The sequence below is a fragment of the Calothrix sp. PCC 7507 genome (assembly GCF_000316575.1).
Lineage (GTDB): Bacteria > Cyanobacteriota > Cyanobacteriia > Cyanobacteriales > Nostocaceae > Fortiea.
The window spans coordinates 2223438-2244600 of record NC_019682.1 but is presented as its reverse complement, the minus strand read 5'-3'; the positions used below and the strand labels follow the sequence as shown (position 1 = coordinate 2244600).

Annotated in this window: 16 protein-coding genes, 1 tRNA gene and 1 pseudogene; 6 read left to right on the top strand and 12 right to left on the bottom strand. The window is 43.1% G+C overall.

Going from position 1 to position 21163, the window contains the following annotated elements; genetic code table 11:
• Positions 1-148: 148 nt before the first annotated feature.
• Positions 149-4009, bottom strand: a complete 3861-nt coding sequence (locus tag CAL7507_RS09795) for a hypothetical protein (RefSeq protein WP_015128303.1) — start codon at positions 4007-4009, stop codon at positions 149-151.
• Between the two features lie 857 nt (positions 4010-4866).
• On the opposite strand from CAL7507_RS09795, the gene CAL7507_RS09790 reads away from it, so the two are divergent.
• From CAL7507_RS09790 to cobT, 3 genes are all read left to right on the top strand, one after another.
• On the top strand, positions 4867-5565 hold the full coding sequence (locus CAL7507_RS09790; protein ID WP_015128302.1) for a Crp/Fnr family transcriptional regulator: 699 nt from the start codon (positions 4867-4869) through the stop codon (positions 5563-5565).
• A gap of 126 nt (positions 5566-5691) precedes the next feature.
• Positions 5692-6429: a DUF2232 domain-containing protein gene (locus tag CAL7507_RS09785; RefSeq protein ID WP_015128301.1), complete on the top strand. Its 738-nt coding sequence runs from the start codon at positions 5692-5694 to the stop codon at positions 6427-6429.
• A gap of 72 nt (positions 6430-6501) precedes the next feature.
• Entirely contained in the window at positions 6502-7674 is a 1173-nt protein-coding gene (gene cobT, locus CAL7507_RS09780) for a nicotinate mononucleotide-dependent phosphoribosyltransferase CobT (RefSeq protein ID WP_015128300.1), read from the top strand.
• 126 nt (positions 7675-7800) lie between these two features.
• Here the strand turns inward: cobT and CAL7507_RS09775 are convergent, their stop codons facing one another.
• The 4 genes from CAL7507_RS09775 to cofH all read right to left on the bottom strand — a co-directional run bounded on the left by CAL7507_RS09775 (position 7801) and on the right by cofH (position 12024).
• The gene (locus CAL7507_RS09775) at positions 7801-8175 is read right to left on the bottom strand and encodes a hypothetical protein (RefSeq protein WP_015128299.1); all 375 of its coding nucleotides are present in this window, start codon (positions 8173-8175) and stop codon (positions 7801-7803) included.
• A 252-nt stretch (positions 8176-8427) separates the two neighbouring features.
• Complete coding sequence (locus CAL7507_RS09770) at positions 8428-9927, bottom strand: family 10 glycosylhydrolase (RefSeq protein WP_015128298.1); 1500 nt, start codon at positions 9925-9927, stop codon at positions 8428-8430.
• Positions 9928-10395: 468 nt separating this feature from the next.
• Positions 10396-10791 (bottom strand): photosystem II protein Psb27, encoded by a 396-nt coding sequence (gene psb27, locus CAL7507_RS09765; RefSeq protein WP_042341261.1) that lies wholly within the window; start codon positions 10789-10791, stop codon positions 10396-10398.
• Between the two features lie 63 nt (positions 10792-10854).
• The gene (gene cofH, locus CAL7507_RS09760; protein ID WP_015128296.1) at positions 10855-12024 is read right to left on the bottom strand and encodes a 7,8-didemethyl-8-hydroxy-5-deazariboflavin synthase subunit CofH; all 1170 of its coding nucleotides are present in this window, start codon (positions 12022-12024) and stop codon (positions 10855-10857) included.
• Between the two features lie 329 nt (positions 12025-12353).
• On the opposite strand from cofH, the gene CAL7507_RS09755 reads away from it, so the two are divergent.
• Positions 12354-13577 carry a glycosyltransferase gene (locus CAL7507_RS09755; protein WP_015128295.1) on the top strand — a complete coding sequence of 408 codons (1224 nt, stop codon included), beginning with the start codon at positions 12354-12356 and terminating at the stop codon, positions 13575-13577.
• A gap of 79 nt (positions 13578-13656) precedes the next feature.
• On the opposite strand, the gene CAL7507_RS09750 is transcribed toward CAL7507_RS09755, so the two are convergent.
• Positions 13657-14265 carry a DUF3318 domain-containing protein gene (locus CAL7507_RS09750; RefSeq protein WP_015128294.1) on the bottom strand — a complete coding sequence of 203 codons (609 nt, stop codon included), beginning with the start codon at positions 14263-14265 and terminating at the stop codon, positions 13657-13659.
• A 259-nt stretch (positions 14266-14524) separates the two neighbouring features.
• On the opposite strand from CAL7507_RS09750, the gene CAL7507_RS09745 reads away from it, so the two are divergent.
• Entirely contained in the window at positions 14525-14785 is a 261-nt protein-coding gene (locus tag CAL7507_RS09745; protein ID WP_015128293.1) for a hypothetical protein, read from the top strand.
• Positions 14786-14894: 109 nt separating this feature from the next.
• On the opposite strand, the gene CAL7507_RS09740 is transcribed toward CAL7507_RS09745, so the two are convergent.
• From CAL7507_RS09740 to CAL7507_RS32305, 6 genes and pseudogenes are all read right to left on the bottom strand, one after another.
• On the bottom strand, positions 14895-16487 hold the full coding sequence (locus CAL7507_RS09740) for an iron uptake porin (RefSeq protein ID WP_042341259.1): 1593 nt from the start codon (positions 16485-16487) through the stop codon (positions 14895-14897).
• 368 nt (positions 16488-16855) lie between these two features.
• Complete coding sequence (locus CAL7507_RS09735; RefSeq protein WP_015128290.1) at positions 16856-17464, bottom strand: Crp/Fnr family transcriptional regulator; 609 nt, start codon at positions 17462-17464, stop codon at positions 16856-16858.
• A 1537-nt stretch (positions 17465-19001) separates the two neighbouring features.
• Positions 19002-19214 (bottom strand): annotated as a pseudogene (locus CAL7507_RS09730) (hypothetical protein); the annotation flags it as partial.
• A 41-nt stretch (positions 19215-19255) separates the two neighbouring features.
• Positions 19256-19867 (bottom strand): group I intron-associated PD-(D/E)XK endonuclease, encoded by a 612-nt coding sequence (locus CAL7507_RS09725; RefSeq protein WP_015128288.1) that lies wholly within the window; start codon positions 19865-19867, stop codon positions 19256-19258.
• Positions 19868-19939: 72 nt separating this feature from the next.
• Positions 19940-20013: transfer RNA gene (locus CAL7507_RS09715), tRNA-Arg, on the bottom strand.
• Between the two features lie 219 nt (positions 20014-20232).
• Positions 20233-20376, bottom strand: coding sequence for a hypothetical protein (locus CAL7507_RS32305; RefSeq protein WP_160166327.1), 144 nt, complete (start codon positions 20374-20376; stop codon positions 20233-20235).
• Between CAL7507_RS32305 and CAL7507_RS09710 the strand changes: the two genes are divergently transcribed.
• Positions 20375-21034 carry an Npun_F0813 family protein gene (locus CAL7507_RS09710; protein ID WP_015128287.1) on the top strand — a complete coding sequence of 220 codons (660 nt, stop codon included), beginning with the start codon at positions 20375-20377 and terminating at the stop codon, positions 21032-21034. The genes CAL7507_RS32305 and CAL7507_RS09710 overlap by 2 nt on opposite strands.
• Positions 21035-21163 lie beyond the last annotated feature (129 nt).

Genomic DNA, 21163 nt, shown 5'->3' with positions numbered 1-21163 from the left:
ATGAAAAACTCTATCCTCTTGTGGAAATGAGAGCTTGATAATAACGTTTATGAGGTTGTCTCATTCCCGCGCTGCGTTCATTCAAAAGGGACTGAAGAATAGAAAACACTGTTCCCCATTCCCCGTTCCCTTTTTTGATGAATTGGGGTTATTGAGAAACTTCTAAGGCGAAATTAACCAGATATGGTTCTTCAAGAGACTGCTGAGTACTAGCTTTGATCGCCTCTAGATAGTGACGCAGGGACAAAAGTTGTTGCGAATTAGGACGATAACTCAGGCTGCCTTGTTTTTCAAAAAGTGGTGTAGCAGCGATCGCCTGATAATCTGGATTTTCATGGGAACTCTGAGTCAGCCAGGTAGAATCTAGATTGTTAGGTATCAAACCCGGAGGTAACTCACCTTCCAAGAAAGCCAGCAGGCGTTGCTGACAAGTCCGAGTATTAATACCGCGCCCCTCGAATAACTGCACAACTTCACTGAAAGATAAAGAGCGGTCTGGTAAAAGCCGCAGCAATTCTGTAAATAAGAAATAGTCAGTATATTGTTGTCTGGGGATATCTAAAACTTGGGGATGCAAAGGTAGCATAGCCAACCCGTAAGCCACTCGACTGCAATTAGGAGCGCCGTTGTCACCCAGATATGAGTCTTGCAAAATCTTGGCATTGGGGAGTTTTTGTCGTAGCCAACGGTTCACCGTGTTGATAGAAGCTACGCCACCAGTCAAGATAGCTTGATTAATTGCTTCTGTCGGAATCCCACGAGCCACCAACAACTTATTAAGTTCTCGATTGAGGCGGCGCACAAACGGGACTAACACCTGGGTTTCTAAGTCTCGTCGTTGCAGCACCCATCGCTGATCGGCTAAATCTAGGGTAAATGAGTCATGATGTTGCAAAATTAGCTTCAAAGCCAAAGCCGCATCCAGCACCGCCTGTCCCAAAAGCGAACTTTCCAGACGTTGCTGGAGGCGAATTCGCACCGTGATATCAGGTTCCCCGACACGGGGTAGTTCTAATTCTTCTAACCCCAAACTCTGCCACTGCATTTGGTCTAAACCGGGAATACTGGGCTGCCAATGCCAAGGATTACTGGTAATAGTTTTGTCATCACCTTGAATTTCCGCCCGTGATTGCCGAGATTTTGGTGGTAATAGTAGCTGGCAGATAATATCTTGCTCAATCCCCTTACCAGCATAGGCAAAACTGTGGAGCATGAAATCTTGATGTGCCAATTGAACTAGAGTATCTGGCAAATCTACTAGAGCCATTTCTGTGGCAGTTGCACCGATATTAATCGCCAGGGTGCTACCGACTAGAGGCTGTTCGCTGCTTTTAATGGGATGCAGACCCTGGATATCGCTGACCTGAATGTTTTCACCGTTAGCGCCATCGAGTACACTCAGTAGACTAGCGATCGCTTCTTCAATAAAAAATACTTGTTGTGGATGTGGGACTATTTTACTAGTCAGTAAAGCTTCTCGCACATTGAAGCGATATTGTTCTGACCAACTAGCTGGACAAGTACAAATCACACCAGCAATGTTACTAATAATACTACTGAAGGTTTTTTCATCTAAACCCACAGCCGTAGCGGTTAAACCTTGAGTAGTGCTGTGGCGATCGGATTTGAGAGTTGACAGCAGTTTCGAGAGCGATCGCACCACCCAAATCAAAGGCCCGGCAGAAAACTCATTAAATTGCAGCACAGGTTCCCATTTTTGTCGGGCATTTTTATAGGGAATAGCTACTTGTAAATATGGCTTCAATTGTGCCGAGTAAAGATTATTCGTCAGTTCCGGAGCCGACTTAGGAACTGTATCAGTGGCAACTAGGCTATCAGACACCTTCTGTTCACTAGCTTCCGTGCTTTCACCCTCTCCCTGAGGTACAGGAACTGCAGGTAAATAAACCTCTGCTGGTAAACGCAGCGATTGCTGAAAAGAAGTTGCTCCGGCTTGGTTCTCTGCTGACCAATGGATGGGATAAACAACAGCAGTTGAGTGATTCAACAATGCAGCGGAAATTCCTGTTGTTCCCAAATCAATTCCTAGATACCAGATTGAGTCAAGGACATTGGGCAAAGAAATTTCTGGATGCTTGCTGTCTGAATTGGGAATTGTGACTTCCTTTTTTTTTTCAGATGTAGGGCTAAAATCTAACTCAACTTCTGGCTGAGGAATGGAAGTAGGCACAAGTTGCGGGATATCTAACCGCGAGAAAGCTGCCGTCTGTTGAGATTCTGCATACAGTTCCTGCTGGCTATAACTATCCCAATCTGCGGTAATATCTAAATTAGCCAAGTCCAGTTCCAATTGCTGCAACTGCACATCATCCAGGGAAATATCAGGAATAGTATTAGCTGCGTTAGCCACTGGAGAAAGCAAATTTTCTTGCGGTGAAGCCAAAATGTAGTTATCTAAAGGCTGCTCTTGCTCCTCATCGCTAACCACGACTTCTGATCTTTCCGTAACAGTTGTCACTGTTGGAGTTGTGACTACGGCCTCTGGAGATGAAACAGGAAGCAACTGTTCCTGCTCACCGAAATCAACTAATAAGTCTGTCAGATATGTAATTGTATCCGCACTCGCTAGCTGAGTAGGTAAACTCTCCGTCGCCGCAACTTCTGTTGGTGGCAAACTAGATATGCTTAGAGACGGGGCTGGTTCAGAATCTTCATCAGCAAACAATGCATCCCATAACTGCGATGATGAGTCTATGGGTTGAAAAACCACATCAGCCAATTTTGGTGAGTTAGGGTTTTGCGGCACTGCAACATCCGCATCTGGTGATTCTAGCCAAGGATCTGGGACTTTCGCCACCGCCTCTAATGGTAGTAGTTGCTCAGTGGGAGTTTCGGGGATATTTAACGCCGATGGGGAAGCCGTAGCCAACACAGATAACTCATCAGTGGGACTGGGGTCAGTTGCATCGTTATTACCAAACAAGCTAGCGTACAGTTGGTCTACTGCATCTAAACGATCTGGCTGTAATTCGCTGGGGATGGCGGACGTAGTTTCTGAAGCTGGAGACGCATTTTGAGCAAACTGCAAAAGTACTGCATCCAGATCCTCTGTAACATCTGGATCTTTATCAGTAGTTTCCGGCTGAGTCAATTCCAATGGTTCAGTTAAGGCTGCTGATACCTCCACCACAGGTAGCGTTTCATGGACTACAAGTAAATTTGGCTGATAACCAGGAGATTGCTGCTGCAAATGCTGCGTCAAATTTTGAAAAAAGCTCGCCATCAACTGTTCGCCTTGCACTCCCTGGCTGTGCATTCGGGAAAGTGCTTGTGACAGAGACTCGTGATAACTTTGAATATTCCGCTGTAGGGCTTCAAAAACAACATTTACAGTCCCATCTAATGACACTAGACGTTGATCTAGTTCTCTAGTCAGTTGTGTTAAACGCTCTGCTTGATTTGAGGTTCCTAAAAAAGGTGCTATGGGGTTTATTGGTGTGGAACTGGGGGAATTTGTAGAGGTTTGTGCTAAATGTGATGCCAGGCGATTCATCAGCACCTGGAGAAATTCGTTAATTACCTGCTCTTGATTTGCTAACTGCTGACTTAAGGAGTAGTTTTGCGATCGCCTTTGCTCTAAAAGTCTAATTTCTTGCACAAGATTTGTCCTTTCTTGCAATAGCCCGGCTAATTCCGATCGCAACGGCTGCAGCAATGCCGTAAATTCACTGTTTAATTGTTGGGGTAGAACAGTAGGACTCTGTTCCTCATCCGGTTCCTGATACTGTGTTGAAGACTGAATGTTACCTTCAACAAATTTTGCCAACAACGGTGACAACGGTTGTTGTCCAGAAACCTTGTTGCGGGTACTGCTGTCCAAGACATCACTTTCTCCTAACTTGGCCAGCAAGTCACGAGTTCGTTCTAAAATCTCGCGCGGCTCTTGTGCCTGAACAGACAAAAGCTTAGGCTGGCGCTTACTCGCAGTGGCAAGTAATTTGTCAATATCTGCGATCAGTCTTTGAATTTCATCTACACGGGAATTCACGTTAAAATACCTTAACTAGAAATTTACGTCAACTGGTGTGAAATTTAATTTACGATTATTTAAAGTTGTGAGCGCTGGCTTTAGCCCCTCTGATTTCTGAGTTCAATTTATGTTAATGATTGTCGGAAATTTTGGCGATCGCCAATCAGTAGCTGCTTGAGAAAATTAATTTGATAACTAAGTTGAATTCCAGGAAGTTAAAAGATATTGAGAAATTCCGGCAGTACGACGACTCATTAGATGTTGTCAGCTTTCACTAGACAACCAACATGGCAGCTTCTCGGAATTAATAGCATAAAACAGTCAAAAAATCCAACTTCCCAGCAAAATAACTTTGCTTGAGTTGATTCAGTGCTGAGTCCTGAGTGTTAAGCTCATCCCACCCCTAAAAGGATACTGCTGGCGAATGGTAGGTTTGACCCCTCAATGCCGATACACATAAAACTCTCGTACAGCTGGGCTATCCCGGACACCCCTCTTGTGGGACTGGATTTCCCGCCGCCTTTGATGAGTTTGTACTTAGTCGCCTATTGCTGTAAACAGCTAAAAACCTTACGTTAGCAAAAAATAGCTGTCTTGAGTATCATTGATGTTGTTTACCTACATTCTTAAATGATTTAAGTTTGTAGTCTGATTAGCCTCTAAAGAATCATCCAAAAGGCAATCAGCCGTTTTATGCAAAATTGCTACTCCGTTTAAACCCATAAGTAAAGATTTTTGAGAAAAGAATCTTTTATCGTTTCCTTGTGTAGCATATTTTAGTTTTATATTTGAAAGGGGCTGTGCTTTGATAGCTTAGGCTTAAAATGACGCTCTTGGTTGTTGTGTATTTAGCAACTTTAATAAAGATGTCGTAAATGGAAGACCGATATAGCTTGCAGGCACCCACTAATCCTTGGACGATCTCCGCTCCCTTTTTTCAAGGGTTGCCAGAAGCTGTGGTGGAATCAGCTCTCACTCATCTTGTCACCCGCACTCACCCCTCTAATCAAGTAATTTTGTTGGAAAATGACTGGGGCGGTTCTGTATATTTTATTGTGGATGGATGGGTGAAAATTCGGACATACAACTTAGAAGGCAAAGAAGTAACACTGAATATTCTTGGTAAAGGAGAATTATTTGGTGAAATGGCAGCGCTAGATGAAGTACCTCGCTCCACCGATGTCATTACCCTAACGCCCACAGTAATTGGCAGTATGCCATCCCAGGATTTTGTCAAGTTACTTCAGATAGAACCATTGGCAGGAATGCGATTGGCACAACTGATGGCTCGACGCTTACGACAAGTGAATCGACGACTGCGATTGCGGGAATCTGATAGTCAGTCACGGGTAGCAGATACATTGCTGTTTTTGGCAGAAGGACAGGGTAAAAAAGGGACTACAGGTACTGAAATTCCCAATTTACCTCACCGGGAGTTGAGCAGTTTGAGTGGACTGGCGCGGGAAACAGTCACAAGAGTCTTGACAAGGCTAGAAAAAAAAGGCTTGATTAAACGAGATCAAGACATTATTTGTATTCTTGATTTGTCAGCCTTGGAAAGAACAATAGTTTAAACCCAGTAAACAGTGAACGGTTAGCCAGGGTGTATTGGCTTGAGTTTCAATCTACCTTTACACATCCCACGAAACTGACACTTCGGCTTCGCTCAGTACAAGCAACTGATAACTGATAACTGTAACATGAGCATTTTAGATTCCCTGCCAGATGAGCCGGAGTCAGGCTCATCCCCTGAATCGCAACCCGCGCAAAATCAATGGTTAGATCAACAAGACAAGTTAGAACAGCCTCAATTGAAAGTTGATGCACCCTTGAGGATGGTAGAAACGGCGTTTTTGTCCAGTGCTGCTAGTCTGATTTGGTTTGTCAATTTTTATTTTCCCTTGGGGCCAGTTTTACGGATATTTTTTCCCATACCGATCGCTTTAGTTTACCTCCGCTGGGGCAAGCGAGCCGCCTGGATGGCTGCACTCACCTGTGGTTTGCTGCTAGCGGTGCTGATGGGGCCGATTCGTAGTTTGCTATTTGTCATGCCCTATGCTTTTATGGGTGTCCTGTTGGGTGCAACATGGAATCGTCGTGTACCCTGGATTGTTTCCATTACATTAGGTACGCTGTTGGCGACTTTGGGCATCTTTTTCCGCATCTGGTTATTGTCTGTGTTGTCGGGCGAAGACTTATGGGTTTATGTAATTAACCAAGTGACAGAAATTACAGAGTGGATTTTTCTGAAGTTACAAGTATTGGCGAATCCTAGTGTATTTTTTATTCAAATCGGCGCGATCGCTGTAATTTTGCTCAATAATTTTATTTACCTATTTGTAGTCCACCTAGCAGCATGGCTATTGTTGGATCGCCTAGGTAATCCCATCCCCCGTCCGCCCAACTGGATACAGGTTCTAATGGATTATGAAAGTTAGTCATCGAAGAAGGCAATAGGCAACTTGTACTGAGCGGAGCCGAAGTATAGGCAATAGTTTTTTCTATGACAAATGACTAATGACTTGATTAACATCTATACCGAAATTTTACAGGGAGAAGCATGGATCGCTAAGTATCGCGATCGCTTACCTTTGTTCGCCTGTATTTTAGGATTTACTGAAACTGGGTTGATTCCAGGAATTTCTGCAGCTGGACGCACTCCAGAGGATCGGCGATATACTGCTTGTGCAGATGCTGAGTTTCTATACTATGGCCCGGAATATCAGCCCCAATACCCCCTACCACCACTAGCAGCAGGTGCTTCGCCTGTGCTGATTTCCCGTGCTGTGGTTGAGGCGCTGAAGATTCCAGTTCATATTTTTAATGCTGGTTTACCCCAACCCCCGGCTGTACCAACAATTGATTTGGGTGGAACTCCTGCTAGATGTTTAAGTTCAGGTGCGGCGATGAAACTAGCAACAGTCCGCCATTTGCTAGAACAAGGGCTGCTTTGGGGTTCGCAGCTAGCATATCAAATTCCACAGGGGTATCTGATTTTAGGTGAGTGTGTGGTGGGTGGTACGACAACAGCACTATCTATTTTAACTGGCTTGGGTGTAGAGGCTGTAGGTAAGGTCAACAGTAGCCATCCTATTTGTAACCACGGACAGAAGTGGGAGTTAGTACAGACTGGTTTAGAGAGGATGAGGCGGGGTGGAGGAGTTGGGGGAGATAGGGGAGCATTGAAGAATTATTCCTCATCCCCCCTCATTGATCCTCTGGAATTAGTAGCGGCGGTGGGTGATCCAATGCAGGTGGTGGTGGCGGGAATGGCGATCGCTGCTAGTCGCAGTTGTGGTGTCATGTTAGCCGGTGGTACACAAATGCTGGCAGTTTATGCTTTGACGAGTGCGATCGCTCAAACTTATACCTTATCTTGGCAACCAGAAGCAGTAGTTGTCGGCACAACTCGCTGGGTAGCAGAAGACCCCACGGGTGGTACGGTGGAATTAGCCCGCACCATAAATCAGGGCGGAATTAGCCCATGCTTACTAGCCACTCAATTGAGCTTTGCTGAGTCTCGTTATCCTCAACTTCGAGCCTATGAACAGGGCTTCGTTAAGGAAGGTATGGGTGCTGGTGGTGCTGCGATCGCTGCTCATCTGGGCTTAAATTGGCAGCAACATCAACTTTTAGCAGCGATCGAATCGCAATTTGAGCGTCTGAGCCAATTTAATAGCTAAATTAACTAATAAAAAAGATACCAAACTCATCCAGAATTGGTAACCCTCATTAATTAATATTTAGATATTTTACTCCTACCTCCTACCTCCTACCTCCCGACTCCTACCTCCTACTTCCTGACTACATTAGTGAATTCTCTCTCTCAGCAATTGTTCTTCTAGAGCGGCAATGCGGTTATATGCTGCTGTTAATTGCGCTGTCAGCCGTTGTATTTGAATTTCTGGTGTTAAGAGTTTGTCTCCACTCTGACGATTCATGTCGAAATACATGCCATCCGCCAATACATCCTTGTGTTCTAGTTCCGGATTTAAATTGAGATGCCCTTTGAATTGGTAGCGCAGAGGTTCGCCATTTTCTGTATAACTATTTTCTGCCTGTGTTTTGGCTAAAGAGCAATCTGATAAAGCTTGAGACACTTTACTTTCCATCTGCTCAATAACTTGATAGATAGCATCCACTTTATGACTCAAAGCTAGGATCTCTTTTTGTAATGGCTCCATTTAATACCTTTATGCACATATTTTCTCTATGTTATTCAATTTACTGGCTTTGTTAATAATACTTATGAATTATTTAATTTTTCAACTTTTCTGTCGCAATGTAACACTAAAATTACTGACTATAAATATAACTACATTATTTTCGTCTGTATTACTAATTACATTATTGAGAATAATTAATTTAAAGAAAGCTCCACCAAAGAGTCAGAATACATATTGCTTCTGAATTCTTTCAATGGAACTAAGCACCCACTACTGAGCGCGACAGAACTTGCGATCGCTATCGTGATCGGGGTATTGCCAAGAATAAGCAAAATGGCTAACTCCATTGATCTTGGGGGCGAGTTTACGGAGTGCCTGCATTTGCTCTTCTAGCGGTGGACGATTACTAATTGATGCTCCCCATTTACCCGCTAAGGCTGGAATCACCTGGGTATCTGGTTTTGCTATACTCAACACCCTTTGCACCTGAGCCACAATACAACTGACGTTACCGCAAGTGGCATAAGACATGGGATGCCATTCTATAAAACTAGGGAACCTATCCCAAGGTTGCAAGCGAGAATCATAGCCTTGTCCCAAGTTTTGGTTGCCTTCTGGGAAAAACACCACTCCCGAAGGAATACCTTGCTGCTTGCCTGGATAACTAGCTAAGTTGACAAAATCCACTATACCTTGCATGGCATGGGCAACGGCGAAATGCCACAACTCTGATTGTAAAAGTGGTTGCCTGTTAGTTGGAGTCAGGATGGACTTTTGTGCTGACGATGGCGTGCGTCCTTGCCACATAGGTTCTCCTTCTTGAGGATACAGTTGATCGACTTCAGCGATATCACCTGCAGTCACATATCCCTTACTCAAAAAGCGACGAATTAAGTCTAGCCCTTTGTTATTCTGCGCCCTTTGAAATAGAGCTGTTTGGGTGGCTTCACTAAATAGCCATAAATCTGTGACTTTGGTAGCAATAGAATCACTGCCAGCTTGTCGTGGATAGCGCACATAGTCAAATAGCAGCCCATCCGGGCGACGACGCAGCACTTGCTGTACAAGTTGGTAATAATCGCGCTTTGCTTGGACGTTATAAGGGTCAATAAATACTTGAGAGCTATTATCTACAACATACAAGCTAGTTTGACCTTTGCCATTACGAGCGATCGCCCCTTCTCTATCTCGGCGCTGGGCATAGGTATAGCCGAAATTCATGGTAAACATCCAGGCGTATACCTTCAAACCGCGTTGTCGCCCTTTTTGAATTGCTGTAGCGAGTAAATCTACTTTTGCTGCGCCTGGAGTGCGAATGACAGAAGGCCAAGCTGTGGGGTTAGCCGCTGCTGGTAATAGTACCTGCCCGTCGTAAAAAACTTCTAAATAAACTTGGTTATAGCCACGGTTGACAATCCGATCCATAATATGGTCAATTGTCCCTGCTTGATTGTCACAAGGATATAACCGTAACCAAATAGCTTGATTTCGTGGCCAAGTGCGATTGCGACAATCCTGTAATTCTTCTGCATGTTGTTTTAACAACTGCTGATAGCGTTTTTGCTCCTCTTGATTGCCTTTGAGTGCTGACAAACGTAATTTTTCTTTTGCTTTTGACTCTGCCGGCGACAGTTGGCAATATCCTGTTACTTGTGCTACTGCTGGTTGTACCCCTAAGTTGGGAGTCAACATAGTACTGCTGAAAATGGCAGCAAACAGGCTGCGCCAAAATAATATTGGTTTTGCAAAATTTAAGGGACGGTTAGACATACCTAAAAAGTAGAAGGATAAAACAGTTAGGATTGGGTACTTGTGAGAGCAGGAGGAGATGGGGAAGTCATTGAATAATTAATAATTCCCCTTCATGCCTCAGTAATTAACACCTAATCCCCAGTACCCTTTTTCCATAGGACAAAATAGGGGCTTTGAAGTCTATCTGCGAAAGACTTTTAAACCCCTATTTTTGTTGCCACCTTGTTTTATGCAGTTAATTTTCAGGCTTTCAGTCGGGGATTTGAGCCACGACTGAACCTCTGGTAACTGTTAACTGATAACTGTTAACTGATTCAAAGGTTGTTTAATTTGTGCCTAAATCGCACTAATGCGGCATCAACGTTAATTTATTTAAATCCAAATTCACAATCCCAAATTTTAAACTCAGACCCAACAAAGAGTTAACGCAACCACTTATAGTCAAGAATCAAACAGTTTGACTCTTGACTATAAGATAAGGGATATTTAAGCACCACGCCTCAGTGCTGCCTCTACCTGATTTAACTCCTTCTCTAAGCGATTTTTCAGCTTTTCTGGTACTGGACGATTGGGATAAGAACTATAATGTCCGGCTAGAGAGTTAAGGGCTGTTCGTATGGTAGTAAAGGAGCCAAGAGTAGAAACAGAATTGGCCCGCTGGTAACGAGCGGAAAAGTCATTTATTTTTTGACGCGTTTCTGCCTGAATTGCTGCTCTATCTGGTGAATCTGGCGTTAACTCTAGGGCATTTCTCATAACTGTGACTACCGTTAAGGTGTCTTGGCGATAATCCCCTGTTAAACTATCCGGACTAGAACAGCCCATTAAGCCAATGGCTACAACTAATACTAGGGCAAGCAGACGCGACCAATAGCGCTTCATAAGCATTACTTGAAACAACGCATAAATCAACGTCCATAGTATCTTGGATTGGTATCTTGGGGATCATATAGAGTGCTGAGTCCTGAGTCCTGAGTCCTGAGTGAAAAATTTATAAAGAGTGTCCCTTTGCTGGTATGGTCGTCCTAGAGAAGCGATCGCTGTTTGTAAGGTTTCCACTTCCATACAGGTACCACCTACAGCACCTGCCATTGTGGTAATATGCTCCTCCATTAATGTGCCGCCGATATCGTTGCAACCCCAAACTAAGGCTTCTGTAGCACAGTCAAGCCCCAGTTTTACCCAACTTGGTTGATGGTTGGGAATCCAATTTCCTAAGAAAATTCGGGCGACAGCACCTAGTAGCAGCGCATCACTCAACACTGGTTGATCGCGCCCCACACGACGACGCAAGGATTTGGGGGCTTCTTGTCCCACGAAGGGTAATAAAATAAATTCGGTAATTTTGGCTGGGTATTCCTGATTGACAGCGGTTTTTTGCAGCGATCGCAATTTTTCTAAATGCGTCATTTGCTGCTCTGGGGTTTCAATATGCCCTGACAGCATTGTACTAGTAGTATGTAAACCTAATTTGTGAGCCGTACTGACAATCTCTAGCCAAGTGTTTGTGTCAATCTTCTCCGGACACAATACCCGTCGTACCGCATCATCTAATACCTCGGCTGCTGTTCCTGGCATGGAATTAACGCCAGCATCCCGCAAAGCCATAATTACCTCAGCATACTCTAGCCCGTCTAGTCTGGCGATAAATTGAACTTCTTGGGGAGAGAAAGCATGTAAGTGCAACTGAGGGAATTCCTGTTTGATGGTTGCTACTAGCTTGAGGTAATAGGGTAATGATTTACCATTAACTTTGGCTTCTGGATTTAATCCCCCTTGCATACAGATTTCTGTTGCACCCCGCCGCACTCCATCCGCCGCCTTTTCTAAAATTTGTGCCCAATCTAACCAATAAGCATCTGTGTCACCATCATCCCGGCGGAAAGCACAAAAACTACAGTGCTGCTCACAAATATTAGTAAAGTTGATATTACGGTTAATTACGTAGGTGACTGTATCACCTGCTTGCATGTGGCGCAGTTGATTAGCTGTAGTGCGAATAGCCGCGATCGCTTCAGGATCTGTTTGTGTTAATAATACTGCTCCCTCTGCCGGAGATATATCGTACCCCATCAAAGAATGGTCGAGGATAGCATCAATATTTTTCTGTTTCACAAGTTATGAGTGACAACCAATTTACTACTATATATTTTGCCAGGAATTTTTGAGGGAAATAAAAACCAGATTTAGAATAAAATTTATCAGAACGAATATTTAGAAAAAACTATAGGACTTACGCAAAAATAATTGAAAAATCTATTATTACGTAGGGGAATTCATGTAGACGCGGTAGACGCCGGAGGCGGCTTCTCGGAGAGTACGGCTTAAGGCAGGGTATTACCCTTATGTACAGCGTATCTTGGGTAATTCCTGCACTAATACGAGGTTGTGAATAGCACAATTGCTGCAAAATTCTTGCTTACAAAACTTTTTTGTCAATCAGCATGATCGAAGAAACTAATTTACTTTTGTCAGTCCCAACTGGGCTATTACAAATTTCTGAAGGGCTGACTCCCAGCGTCAATACAGGTAGTAAAGGCATCCTCCTTTCTTTAGTCATTCCGACTTACAAAGAGCGTGACAATATCGAGAATGTCATCAAAATATTGACTCAGATGCTGGATGAGTCGATCCCAGGAGACTATGAATTAATTGTAGTAGATGATGATAGTCCAGATCGCACGTGGGAAGTAGCACAATCGCTCATCGCAGAATATCCACAATTGCAGGTGATGCGCCGTCAACAAGAGCGGGGACTTTCTTCAGCGGTGATTCGTGGTTGGCAGGTAGCAAGGGGGCATATATTAGGGGTGATCGATGGTGATTTGCAACATCCACCAGAAGTTTTAATGCAGCTATTGAGTGCAATTGAGCAGGGAGCAGATTTAGCTGTAGCTAGCCGTCATGTGGATGGAGGCGGTGTCAGTAGTTGGAGTGTTGTCAGGCGTTTCTTATCTCGTGGCGCTCAGGTTTTGGGATTGATTGTTCTACCAGGGGTACTAGGGAGAGTTTCTGATCCCATGAGTGGTTACTTTATGGTACGTCGTGCTTGTGTAGCGGGTGCTACACTCAATCCCATTGGATATAAAATCCTTTTGGAAGTCATTGGGCGCGGTAAAGTGCGAGAAATTGCCGAAGTCGGCTATGTATTTTGCGAGCGTACAGAGGGTGAAAGCAAGGTGACATGGAAGCAATATGTGGATTATCTACACCACTTATTAAGGCTACGCTTGTCCACAGGGATACTGCATGGCTTCCCGATTGGTCGATTTCTCCGCTTTGGCTTGGTAGGACTGAGTGGGGTATTTGTGGATATGACTGTGCTTTATTTGCTCAGTGATGATAGTACTCTACATTTGCCACTGACTCGTAGCAAGATCATAGCTGGGGAAATTGCCATTTTTAATAATTTTTTGTGGAATGACGCTTGGACTTTTGCTGATGTCTCTATGCAGCAGCAGGAATGGCGTCAACGTCTCAAGCGCTTTTTAAAATTTAATATTATTTGTCTTGCCGGGCTAGTCTTAAATGTACTGTTGTTGAACCTGGTATACAATTTCCTGATTTCTAACCGCTACATCGCCAATTTGATTGCGATCGCCATTGCGACAATCTGGAATTTCTGGGTAAATTTGAAACTTAGCTGGCGGGTAACTGAGGTGAAGTAGGGACTGGGGACTGGGGATTGGGTACTGGGAGAAGAACCTCTTGACTCTTGCCTATTGACTCTTGACTCTTGACTCTTGCCTATTGCCTTTTATGACTTTCTGGTACACCCACTGATGATAAACCAGCGATCGCCCGCAAGTTTTGAGAACGAATCAACTCGTTAAAATTTAACCCAGAACGTCCTTCAATCTTAGCTACAGTCTCAATTGCAGATAATAAATGTTCAGCGGCTTCCGCTTCTGAATATCCCCGGCGTTGTGCTACCCGAATAGCAGCAGCATCCGCATTTAAATCTGACTCTTGAGATTTGTTAGTGCGCCAGATGCGAAACCCAGCGATCGCACTTAATCCCAGTGCGATCGCCACACCCACCACATCTGACTGTGCCGATTCTACTAATCCACCTAACAGCCCTACTAATACTACACCTTGATAAATATCGGGCTTAAACCACCTTACCCCTGTTAACCAGCTCACCATTTGCAACATCAACAAATCTCGTTGTGGTTTTGTCAGACGTTGCCACAAATCAAAATTAATATGTAATGGGCGCTCCCGATTCCAAGGTAATGGAAAGGAAGCATCAATTACTTGAGTCTGCTCCGGCTTACTGGTGATTTTGACTGTCATGCGACCAGAAGCGGGCATGACATCTAATAAACGGCGAATTTCGACCTTTGGCTCCATAATTTTAATTATTGGCCGGATTATGCATAGTAAATAATTCCGTAAAAGATAAACTTTTCGTGCTAGTCTTCGATTTGTGAGAATCTCACACAGGATGCTAAAAACTGCCTTAAATTGCAGTTTGTCAAAGAGACACACAAAACCATAAAAATACTGATTAAATCATTGTATAATGTGGCGGGATTCTATGGTACCCGCTTGCTTACAAGTTCAAAACGTCAGAGTTTTGGATAACCATCAAGATTAAATTTTTAACTACATGGACGCTTTCGCTCCCATCCCGCCCGAATGGACAAATCAGGCAATTCATGCTTATGAGTTTTGTTGTCCTAATTGCAAATCAAGCAGCCTAGAAGCTGAAAAAGTTTGGCTAAATCGGCGATCGCCTGTGATGACAGAAGACCATCGTCGCAAATGGCAAGAGTTTTACAACTGTCACTGTGGCTGTGTATGGTGGGCATGGAGTAGCGATCGTCCCCCAACTGATTTATCAAACCAGCCAGACTTTAATCCTTTTTAGCCACACAAAAGCTCACTCTTATGCGGATACTGCTGGCGAATAGCTGATAAGACTCCTCATTCGTGGCGTTTAGATCCCCGACTTCTTCAAGAAGTCAGGGATATCGCAACTAGAAAGTGAAGGTTGTACGGAGAGTACCAACGTACACATTATCGTTGCTGTCATTATTTTCAGGATTGAAGATTACCAACAACCCAGGAGTAACAGCAATATTATCGCTAACCTTCACCTTGTAGAGACCTTCTAGATGATAGGTAGTACCGCCTTCTTTACCAACGCTACCACCAGTAACTTTAGGTGGTTGACCAAATATCACACCTAAAACGTTACCTTGTCTGCCAAAATCCTTCACACCCAGAGTTGCACCCCAGTAGAAGAAATCTGCATCTCTTCTAGCACCAGTAAGAGAGTCTGCTGTGGTGTAACCAGCCCAACCACCAACAGTCAACTTAGAGCTAGGTTGGAAAGTAGCTTCTACACCATAGTTATTGGACTCAGTACGAGAGCCACCAAAAGGATTATTTGCAAAAGCACTACCTGTAGAATCAAACAGGTTAGGAGTAGTTTGATAACTGCGGGCGTATGTGAAACCGATGTTGAAAGCTTGGCTCGGTTTAAAACTTAACTGACCAAAGATGGTGTTACTACCATCAAAAACCCCGTTACTAGGAGTAGGATTATTAGCATTGCTAGCTAAATAAGCCGCACTAAAGCTGATTGGACTTTTCTGAGGACTGTAAGTGAAAGTTAAACCAGCACCTTTAGCACCTTGACGATAAATAGGGCTAAAACGTCCGTAGCGAGAGAGCGCACCTCTCCCAGAACTAGAAAAGTCTGGGTTGAAGGTGTTGACGTTTTCATACAACTCAGCCCCAGAAGCATCAACTTTGATACGTATAGCGTCACTAAAGTTGAAAGCGTAGTTGATTTTATCAATTTCAACAGCGTTAGTACTGCCGCCATCATAGCCCAAGCGGCTTTGGTTAGTACCAGTTACAGTGCTGTTAGAAACGATGTTTCCAGCATTTAAACGAATTTGCAACTGGTCTTTACCAGTGAAACTGCTATATAAGTTCAAGCGCACCCGATCAGAGAAAGTGGTGTTGCTTTCTAGTTTTGCACTTGGAGTCAGACCATCACGAACCGCTACTCTGTCACCAAAAGCCTGAGACACATTAAAAATCGCTTCTCCAACTAGCTTAGTGGTGGTGGAGAACTGTTGCGCCTCTAGAGTCGCAGTGCGGGCTTCTAGACTATCTACACGACCGCGCAGGGTGGCTAATTCAGCAGAAAATTCTTCTTGTAACCGCTGTAAGGTAGCTAAATCTTGCTTAGTTACTAAATCAGCCGTGGCTGTAGCAATTAATTCGTTAACCCTGTCTAAACAGGCGTTCAAACCTGCAGCAAATTCATAACGGGTTAAAGCACGATTACCACGGTAAGTGCCATTGGGATAACCTGCAATACAGCCATAACGCTCAACCAAAGATTGCAAAGCTTGGAACGCCCAATCTGTAGGCTGCACATCAGAAAACTGCGAAACAGAAGTCACCTGACTCATGTTGTTAGACTCTTGGGACAACTGACCAACAGTTGTTACCTGCTCGTTGACTTCAGCAGCTAAAGCGCTGTTAGCAGCAAAAAATGTGGCCACAACAGCAACTGGACTAATTTTTACAAGTCCCCAAAATGTTTTTGTCATGTTCGTAATTTCACTCACACCTATTACATCCAATCATAAAATAAATTCCTCAGAATGAAGTTTTCATTCTCAGGAAATTTACTCAAAAAACGCCTTATTCAACATACTACAATCTACAGTAATTGATAAGTAGTCAGACAGAATTAATTACACAAAGTCATTGCGTAGGCGAAGCCTTCCCGTTCGCGCAGCGTCTCCGCAGGAGAAGGGTATGGAGCGTAAAGCCTTCGGCATAGCTTCGCTTAGCACGCCGCGTCCCGTTGGCGCAGCCTCTCCTAGAAAAGGGGAGCGGAATGCAGGCGAAGGCTACGCAATGACTGTAAATATTTCTGTCCAAGTACTTACCAGTCAACCACTACAATTTTTAATTATTTTCTGGCTATATTGTTTGATGAGATCAGAATAATACGGCGTTTGTGGCGCACAAGTGTTCCATCTTCCTCAAATTGCTGTAACAGTCTTGTTACAGTCACTCTTGTTGTATTTAACACCTCTGCCATTTCCTGATGAGTGACATTGAGGTCAATTAGCTGACCCTGTTCCACTTCCCGACCGAACTTTTCACTTAACCATACCAGAAATTGCCACAATCTGAGCGAAATTGGTTTGCGATGTACTATGCTTAAAAGCTCTTCAGCTTGTTGAATGTGAGACAATAAAGCATTGATATCCTGATGCCAAAGATGAGGGGGTACAATGCTCACCTCTACGCTCGTCAAACATTCAATTTGGTAGGGTTTGACTTTTGACAGTGGGTATCCGATTATATCGCCTGAACCCCAATAACCGAGAGTGATAAATGTCCCGTCTTCACTCCATGTTAAGGTACGAACTGCTCCGCGATCTATGCGCCACAGCACATCATTCCGTGGAGAAATTACTTCCTTACGAGTAAATAACTTTTGAGGTAATTGTCCGCTTAGAGTAGAGTTAATTGATGCAGTAGAAGAATTTGGGGGACGACTTGTAGAATACATAATGTGTGGGTTTAATAGGGTAGAAATGTTTTTTGTATGTAAAGATTGCTACAGTTATTAGGGCGATTTGCCAAGGAGTATAAGCATCTTTCAGTAGAATTGAATTCAAGATAATGTAGTATTGGTGACTGTAACTTTCACAATTAACCCAAAGATTAGATGTGAGAACATATATAAGTCTTGAACCTGGGAATTTATCTAGATGGTTTGGCCTTTGCTACTTATAAGCAAGAATAGTTTGAATGTCTTTTGATAATACCTTCGTCAGTAATCCCATGATCTAGCTAATTAGCAGGGTTATAGGTATGCACATAAAAATAACGTGCGTTACTAGTACCGGTTGAGCTTCGGTCTCTTCAAGGACTCACCATAAGGTGTACCAAGTGTTTTTTTCCTTACTGGATGGTATATTATCCTAATTGCGAATTATTTTCAATAGGGTCGATGTTAGCTAAGTACGGGGAACTTTTAGTTTGCTGGCATAAGCAGGAGTTTTACTGTGACTCTTAAAACTAAGCCTTACCGAAGGTTGTTAGCATGAAGCTTTGGTAAATAAAATTTTCTAGCTGCTTGTTGTACTTGGTTTTGACAAATACTATTTAATTCTCCTACTGTGTTGATTCAGCACATTATTTACTAGTCAGCAGTAAGGTAGGTTCAAAAGTTTTACCTGTATTTTTACCAAGATTGAGAAATCAACCATGCGGCGTTGTGGCTAGATAAAATCGAGCAGATGACTAGTTCACTTTTGTTATCAGTGTTACTTTTTACTGCATTGTTGAACTTTATATCAGAAAAGTCTGTCATCATCCATACATTTTCTTACCTAAGTCTAATGGGAGATCATGTGATAATGATTTATATAATTAGACATCACCGAAACTACCTCTTGTTATTTATTCTTTTGTTCATAATTGCTCACACCAGCATCCTCTGTTAAATCTATGACGATGAACCCTTACGGAATAGATAGAGATAAGGTATTTTTTGGCACTTGAATACTGAGGGCTATTCCCTAAAATACCATTGCTTTTTGCTGCTTGATGGCGATCGCACATCCACTAACTGTGTTTAGTATCATAGTCAGCCTAAACTTAAGACGGTGCTATGTAGCTGTCTTTGTTGTTCTTGTTTAAACCATGCCGTATTACTGAAAACGGGAATAATGCTTCATAACACAAGATGCTAGGGTAGACTTTTGAATTGTAGCATTCTTAATTGTGTAAGCCGAAAAAACTCAGTATTAATACTCTTGATTTGCCTTGAGCTAGTATAAGATATACTAATATTAAGTATGCTAATTGGTTTAATACATTACATTATATCCACCAATAAGTGACATAGAAAACAATTTTTAGATTGTCTTTGGCTACTCTAGTTGCGGCAGGTTAAGAATAGGTAAGCTTTTAGTGAAATGTATGTTAGTTAACTATTTTTTAATTACCAAGTATCTTGAATAACTATAGATATACGTAAAATGACTTAGATAGCAACAGTAGAGAAAAAAGATAAATCCAGTTCAACGACAGTCTTTTAACTATTTGTCTACTTTCCCATAGGACTTCTTCACCCAATATCCTCTCGGTGGCTTCTCTAACCCATAAGCCTTGCACCATTTCTCTACAGCCTTGTCAGATACACCAAAATCTCTACCGATTTGTGCTGTCGGCTTTTCCCACACCCATTTCTCTAATTCTTCTTTTGATGGTCTTTCTACTTTTCTGGTGTGAATTCTAGAATCTGGATTCACCATACTCAGTACTGAGTGCTGAGTCCTGAGTGCTGAGTAAATTAACGGGTACTCAGTACTTTTGCACTTGGTAAATGCCCCGCCCCTTGTGGGCGGAATCTTTTAATACTGGAGAAGGTTGATACCCCACCCCTCTCCTGTCGGAGACGCTGCGCGAACGTGGGTGGTCTTTTTAACTCAGCACTCAGCACTCGGAACTCAGCACTCTTCATCTTTCTGGTTGTCAAATCGACTCCAAATTCCTTGTATGTTCGCTTAGGTGCTGCTTCCGTAAAATCTCGAAAATCTTCCCACCAGTAAAAAGGATTAGGCGATTTAGGTGGTGTTGACCTAATGCGACAACCACCAAACTTAATTGATGGATATACTACTTTGTTTAAATCTGGTAAATAAACACCATAGAAGTCAAAGTCGTTGAGTTGATACTTTTTCTGATGATTACCGTTTCTGTCTGCCCAAGTACTTCTATTGCTGACACAGTTATTAGCTGAATATTTAGCTTGAATTCTGTAGCATTTTCCATCTTTATAGGCAATCAAGTCAAAAGGGGCGTGTTCAGTAACTACTGGTACAAAAATAGAGTATTCCTTCTCAACTAAATCTGCTATTACTTTAGCAGCGGCAAGATCACCCTTGTCTTTAGTGTGGTGCATTTAGACTATAACTTAAGCCTTTAAGAGAATTTATCATAAAAAGGCTGCTTGAAAGTTCGTATTTAGTCAAAACAGGCGCGGCAGGGCTCGAACCTGCGGCAATCCGCTTAGAAGGCGGATACTCTATCCAACTGAGTTACGCGCCCAAATTAATATCATGGCTCTTAGAAGAGTCATACTACCAGATTATATCCCTTTTTTCTAACAACAAGCAAGCTAAAATTGCAGATTTGGTACTAGCAAGGCTAAGATGCTAGTCGCTAGACAGTCGATGTACACTAAAAACGCAGCAAATGGGCGATCGCTTAGATATATTGTATTGTCAATGGGTACTGTACCCCTTAGCGTAGAAGCCCTCTCGGCAGCTAACCATAGGGTAGCTTTTCGCTATTGCGACGAAGTTCGCCCTGATGGCCCGCTAAGTAATCGCACTCTTGGCGATGCTGCCAAATGGCATTATAAATCGCATATCGAGAAAGCCCCTGTGAGGAGTTATTTGCTAGTGCCATGTTTATTCTCAAACGGCAGGATGTTGAAATATCAAGCATTCAGCACCCAAAGCGGGATCAGCAGGTGCCGATCCTACATTATCAGGGGCAAACCTTTCGCTTGATTAGCGTTTTTAAAGCTAGTCAAGAGGAAGAAGCTAGAGGCTTGTGGAGAGAATTAACCGATAATCGCGGTAAAGCCTGTGTTTTACTGGAGGAACCTGAGCGCTATAGCGTCTGGGGTAAAGTACGCTTAGAGCAGCTAGACAGTGATACAGGCGGTCATGCCAAGACGGGGATTTTTGTCCAAGCCAGTATTTTTTTACTGCAAGCTGTTTATATGGACATCGAAGATTTTTTAGGGACTAGGCAAGCGGCTTTATTTGAGAAAGATATGGCTGAGTTTATGCGACAGAAGCAATTCCCCAAAACATCTTCACCAGAAGCAGTGAAAAGCTTGCTAATTCAAGATCCACTAGATACTGGTAAACTGCCACCTTGGCAGGAAAATCATGTAGTTATCTGCTTGCAAGAGCTGCATAGATTAGGGAAAACCTATTTTGGGAATGCTAACTTTGCTCATCCAGTGGTTGATCGGTTACAGGATATGCCAGAAGGAGAGCGATCGCTGTTTATCAGTTGGCTAAATCAATCTCCAATGAGTAAACTGTGGCAATAGCATAGAAATTGTGGGAAAAAACTGCCGCCAAGGGCAAAATGTTCGTGGCGTCTGTTTGTCTATGCCAAAACAATTCACTAATTGGTTAGCGTCTACACTGCTTCCCACACAGTCCCGCTAGCCAAATAC

Excerpts from the sequence above, each read along its gene's own strand:
- CAL7507_RS09790 (WP_015128302.1), top strand. The coding sequence starts at position 4,867 with ATGGAAGACCGATATAGCTTGCAGGCACCCACTAATCCTTGGACGATC.
- CAL7507_RS09785 (WP_015128301.1), top strand. The coding sequence starts at position 5,692 with ATGAGCATTTTAGATTCCCTGCCAGATGAGCCGGAGTCAGGCTCATCC.
- cobT (WP_015128300.1), top strand. The coding sequence starts at position 6,502 with ATGACTAATGACTTGATTAACATCTATACCGAAATTTTACAGGGAGAA.
- CAL7507_RS09775 (WP_015128299.1), bottom strand. The coding sequence starts at position 8,175 with ATGGAGCCATTACAAAAAGAGATCCTAGCTTTGAGTCATAAAGTGGAT.
- CAL7507_RS09770 (WP_015128298.1), bottom strand. The coding sequence starts at position 9,927 with ATGTCTAACCGTCCCTTAAATTTTGCAAAACCAATATTATTTTGGCGC.
- psb27 (WP_042341261.1), bottom strand. The coding sequence starts at position 10,791 with ATGAAGCGCTATTGGTCGCGTCTGCTTGCCCTAGTATTAGTTGTAGCC.
- CAL7507_RS09755 (WP_015128295.1), top strand. The coding sequence starts at position 12,354 with ATGATCGAAGAAACTAATTTACTTTTGTCAGTCCCAACTGGGCTATTA.
- CAL7507_RS09750 (WP_015128294.1), bottom strand. The coding sequence starts at position 14,265 with ATGGAGCCAAAGGTCGAAATTCGCCGTTTATTAGATGTCATGCCCGCT.
- CAL7507_RS09745 (WP_015128293.1), top strand. The coding sequence starts at position 14,525 with ATGGACGCTTTCGCTCCCATCCCGCCCGAATGGACAAATCAGGCAATT.
- CAL7507_RS09740 (WP_042341259.1), bottom strand. The coding sequence starts at position 16,487 with ATGACAAAAACATTTTGGGGACTTGTAAAAATTAGTCCAGTTGCTGTT.
- CAL7507_RS09735 (WP_015128290.1), bottom strand. The coding sequence starts at position 17,464 with ATGTATTCTACAAGTCGTCCCCCAAATTCTTCTACTGCATCAATTAAC.
- CAL7507_RS09725 (WP_015128288.1), bottom strand. The coding sequence starts at position 19,867 with ATGCACCACACTAAAGACAAGGGTGATCTTGCCGCTGCTAAAGTAATA.
- CAL7507_RS09710 (WP_015128287.1), top strand. The coding sequence starts at position 20,375 with ATGTTTATTCTCAAACGGCAGGATGTTGAAATATCAAGCATTCAGCAC.
- CAL7507_RS32305 (WP_160166327.1), bottom strand. The coding sequence starts at position 20,376 with ATGGCACTAGCAAATAACTCCTCACAGGGGCTTTCTCGATATGCGATT.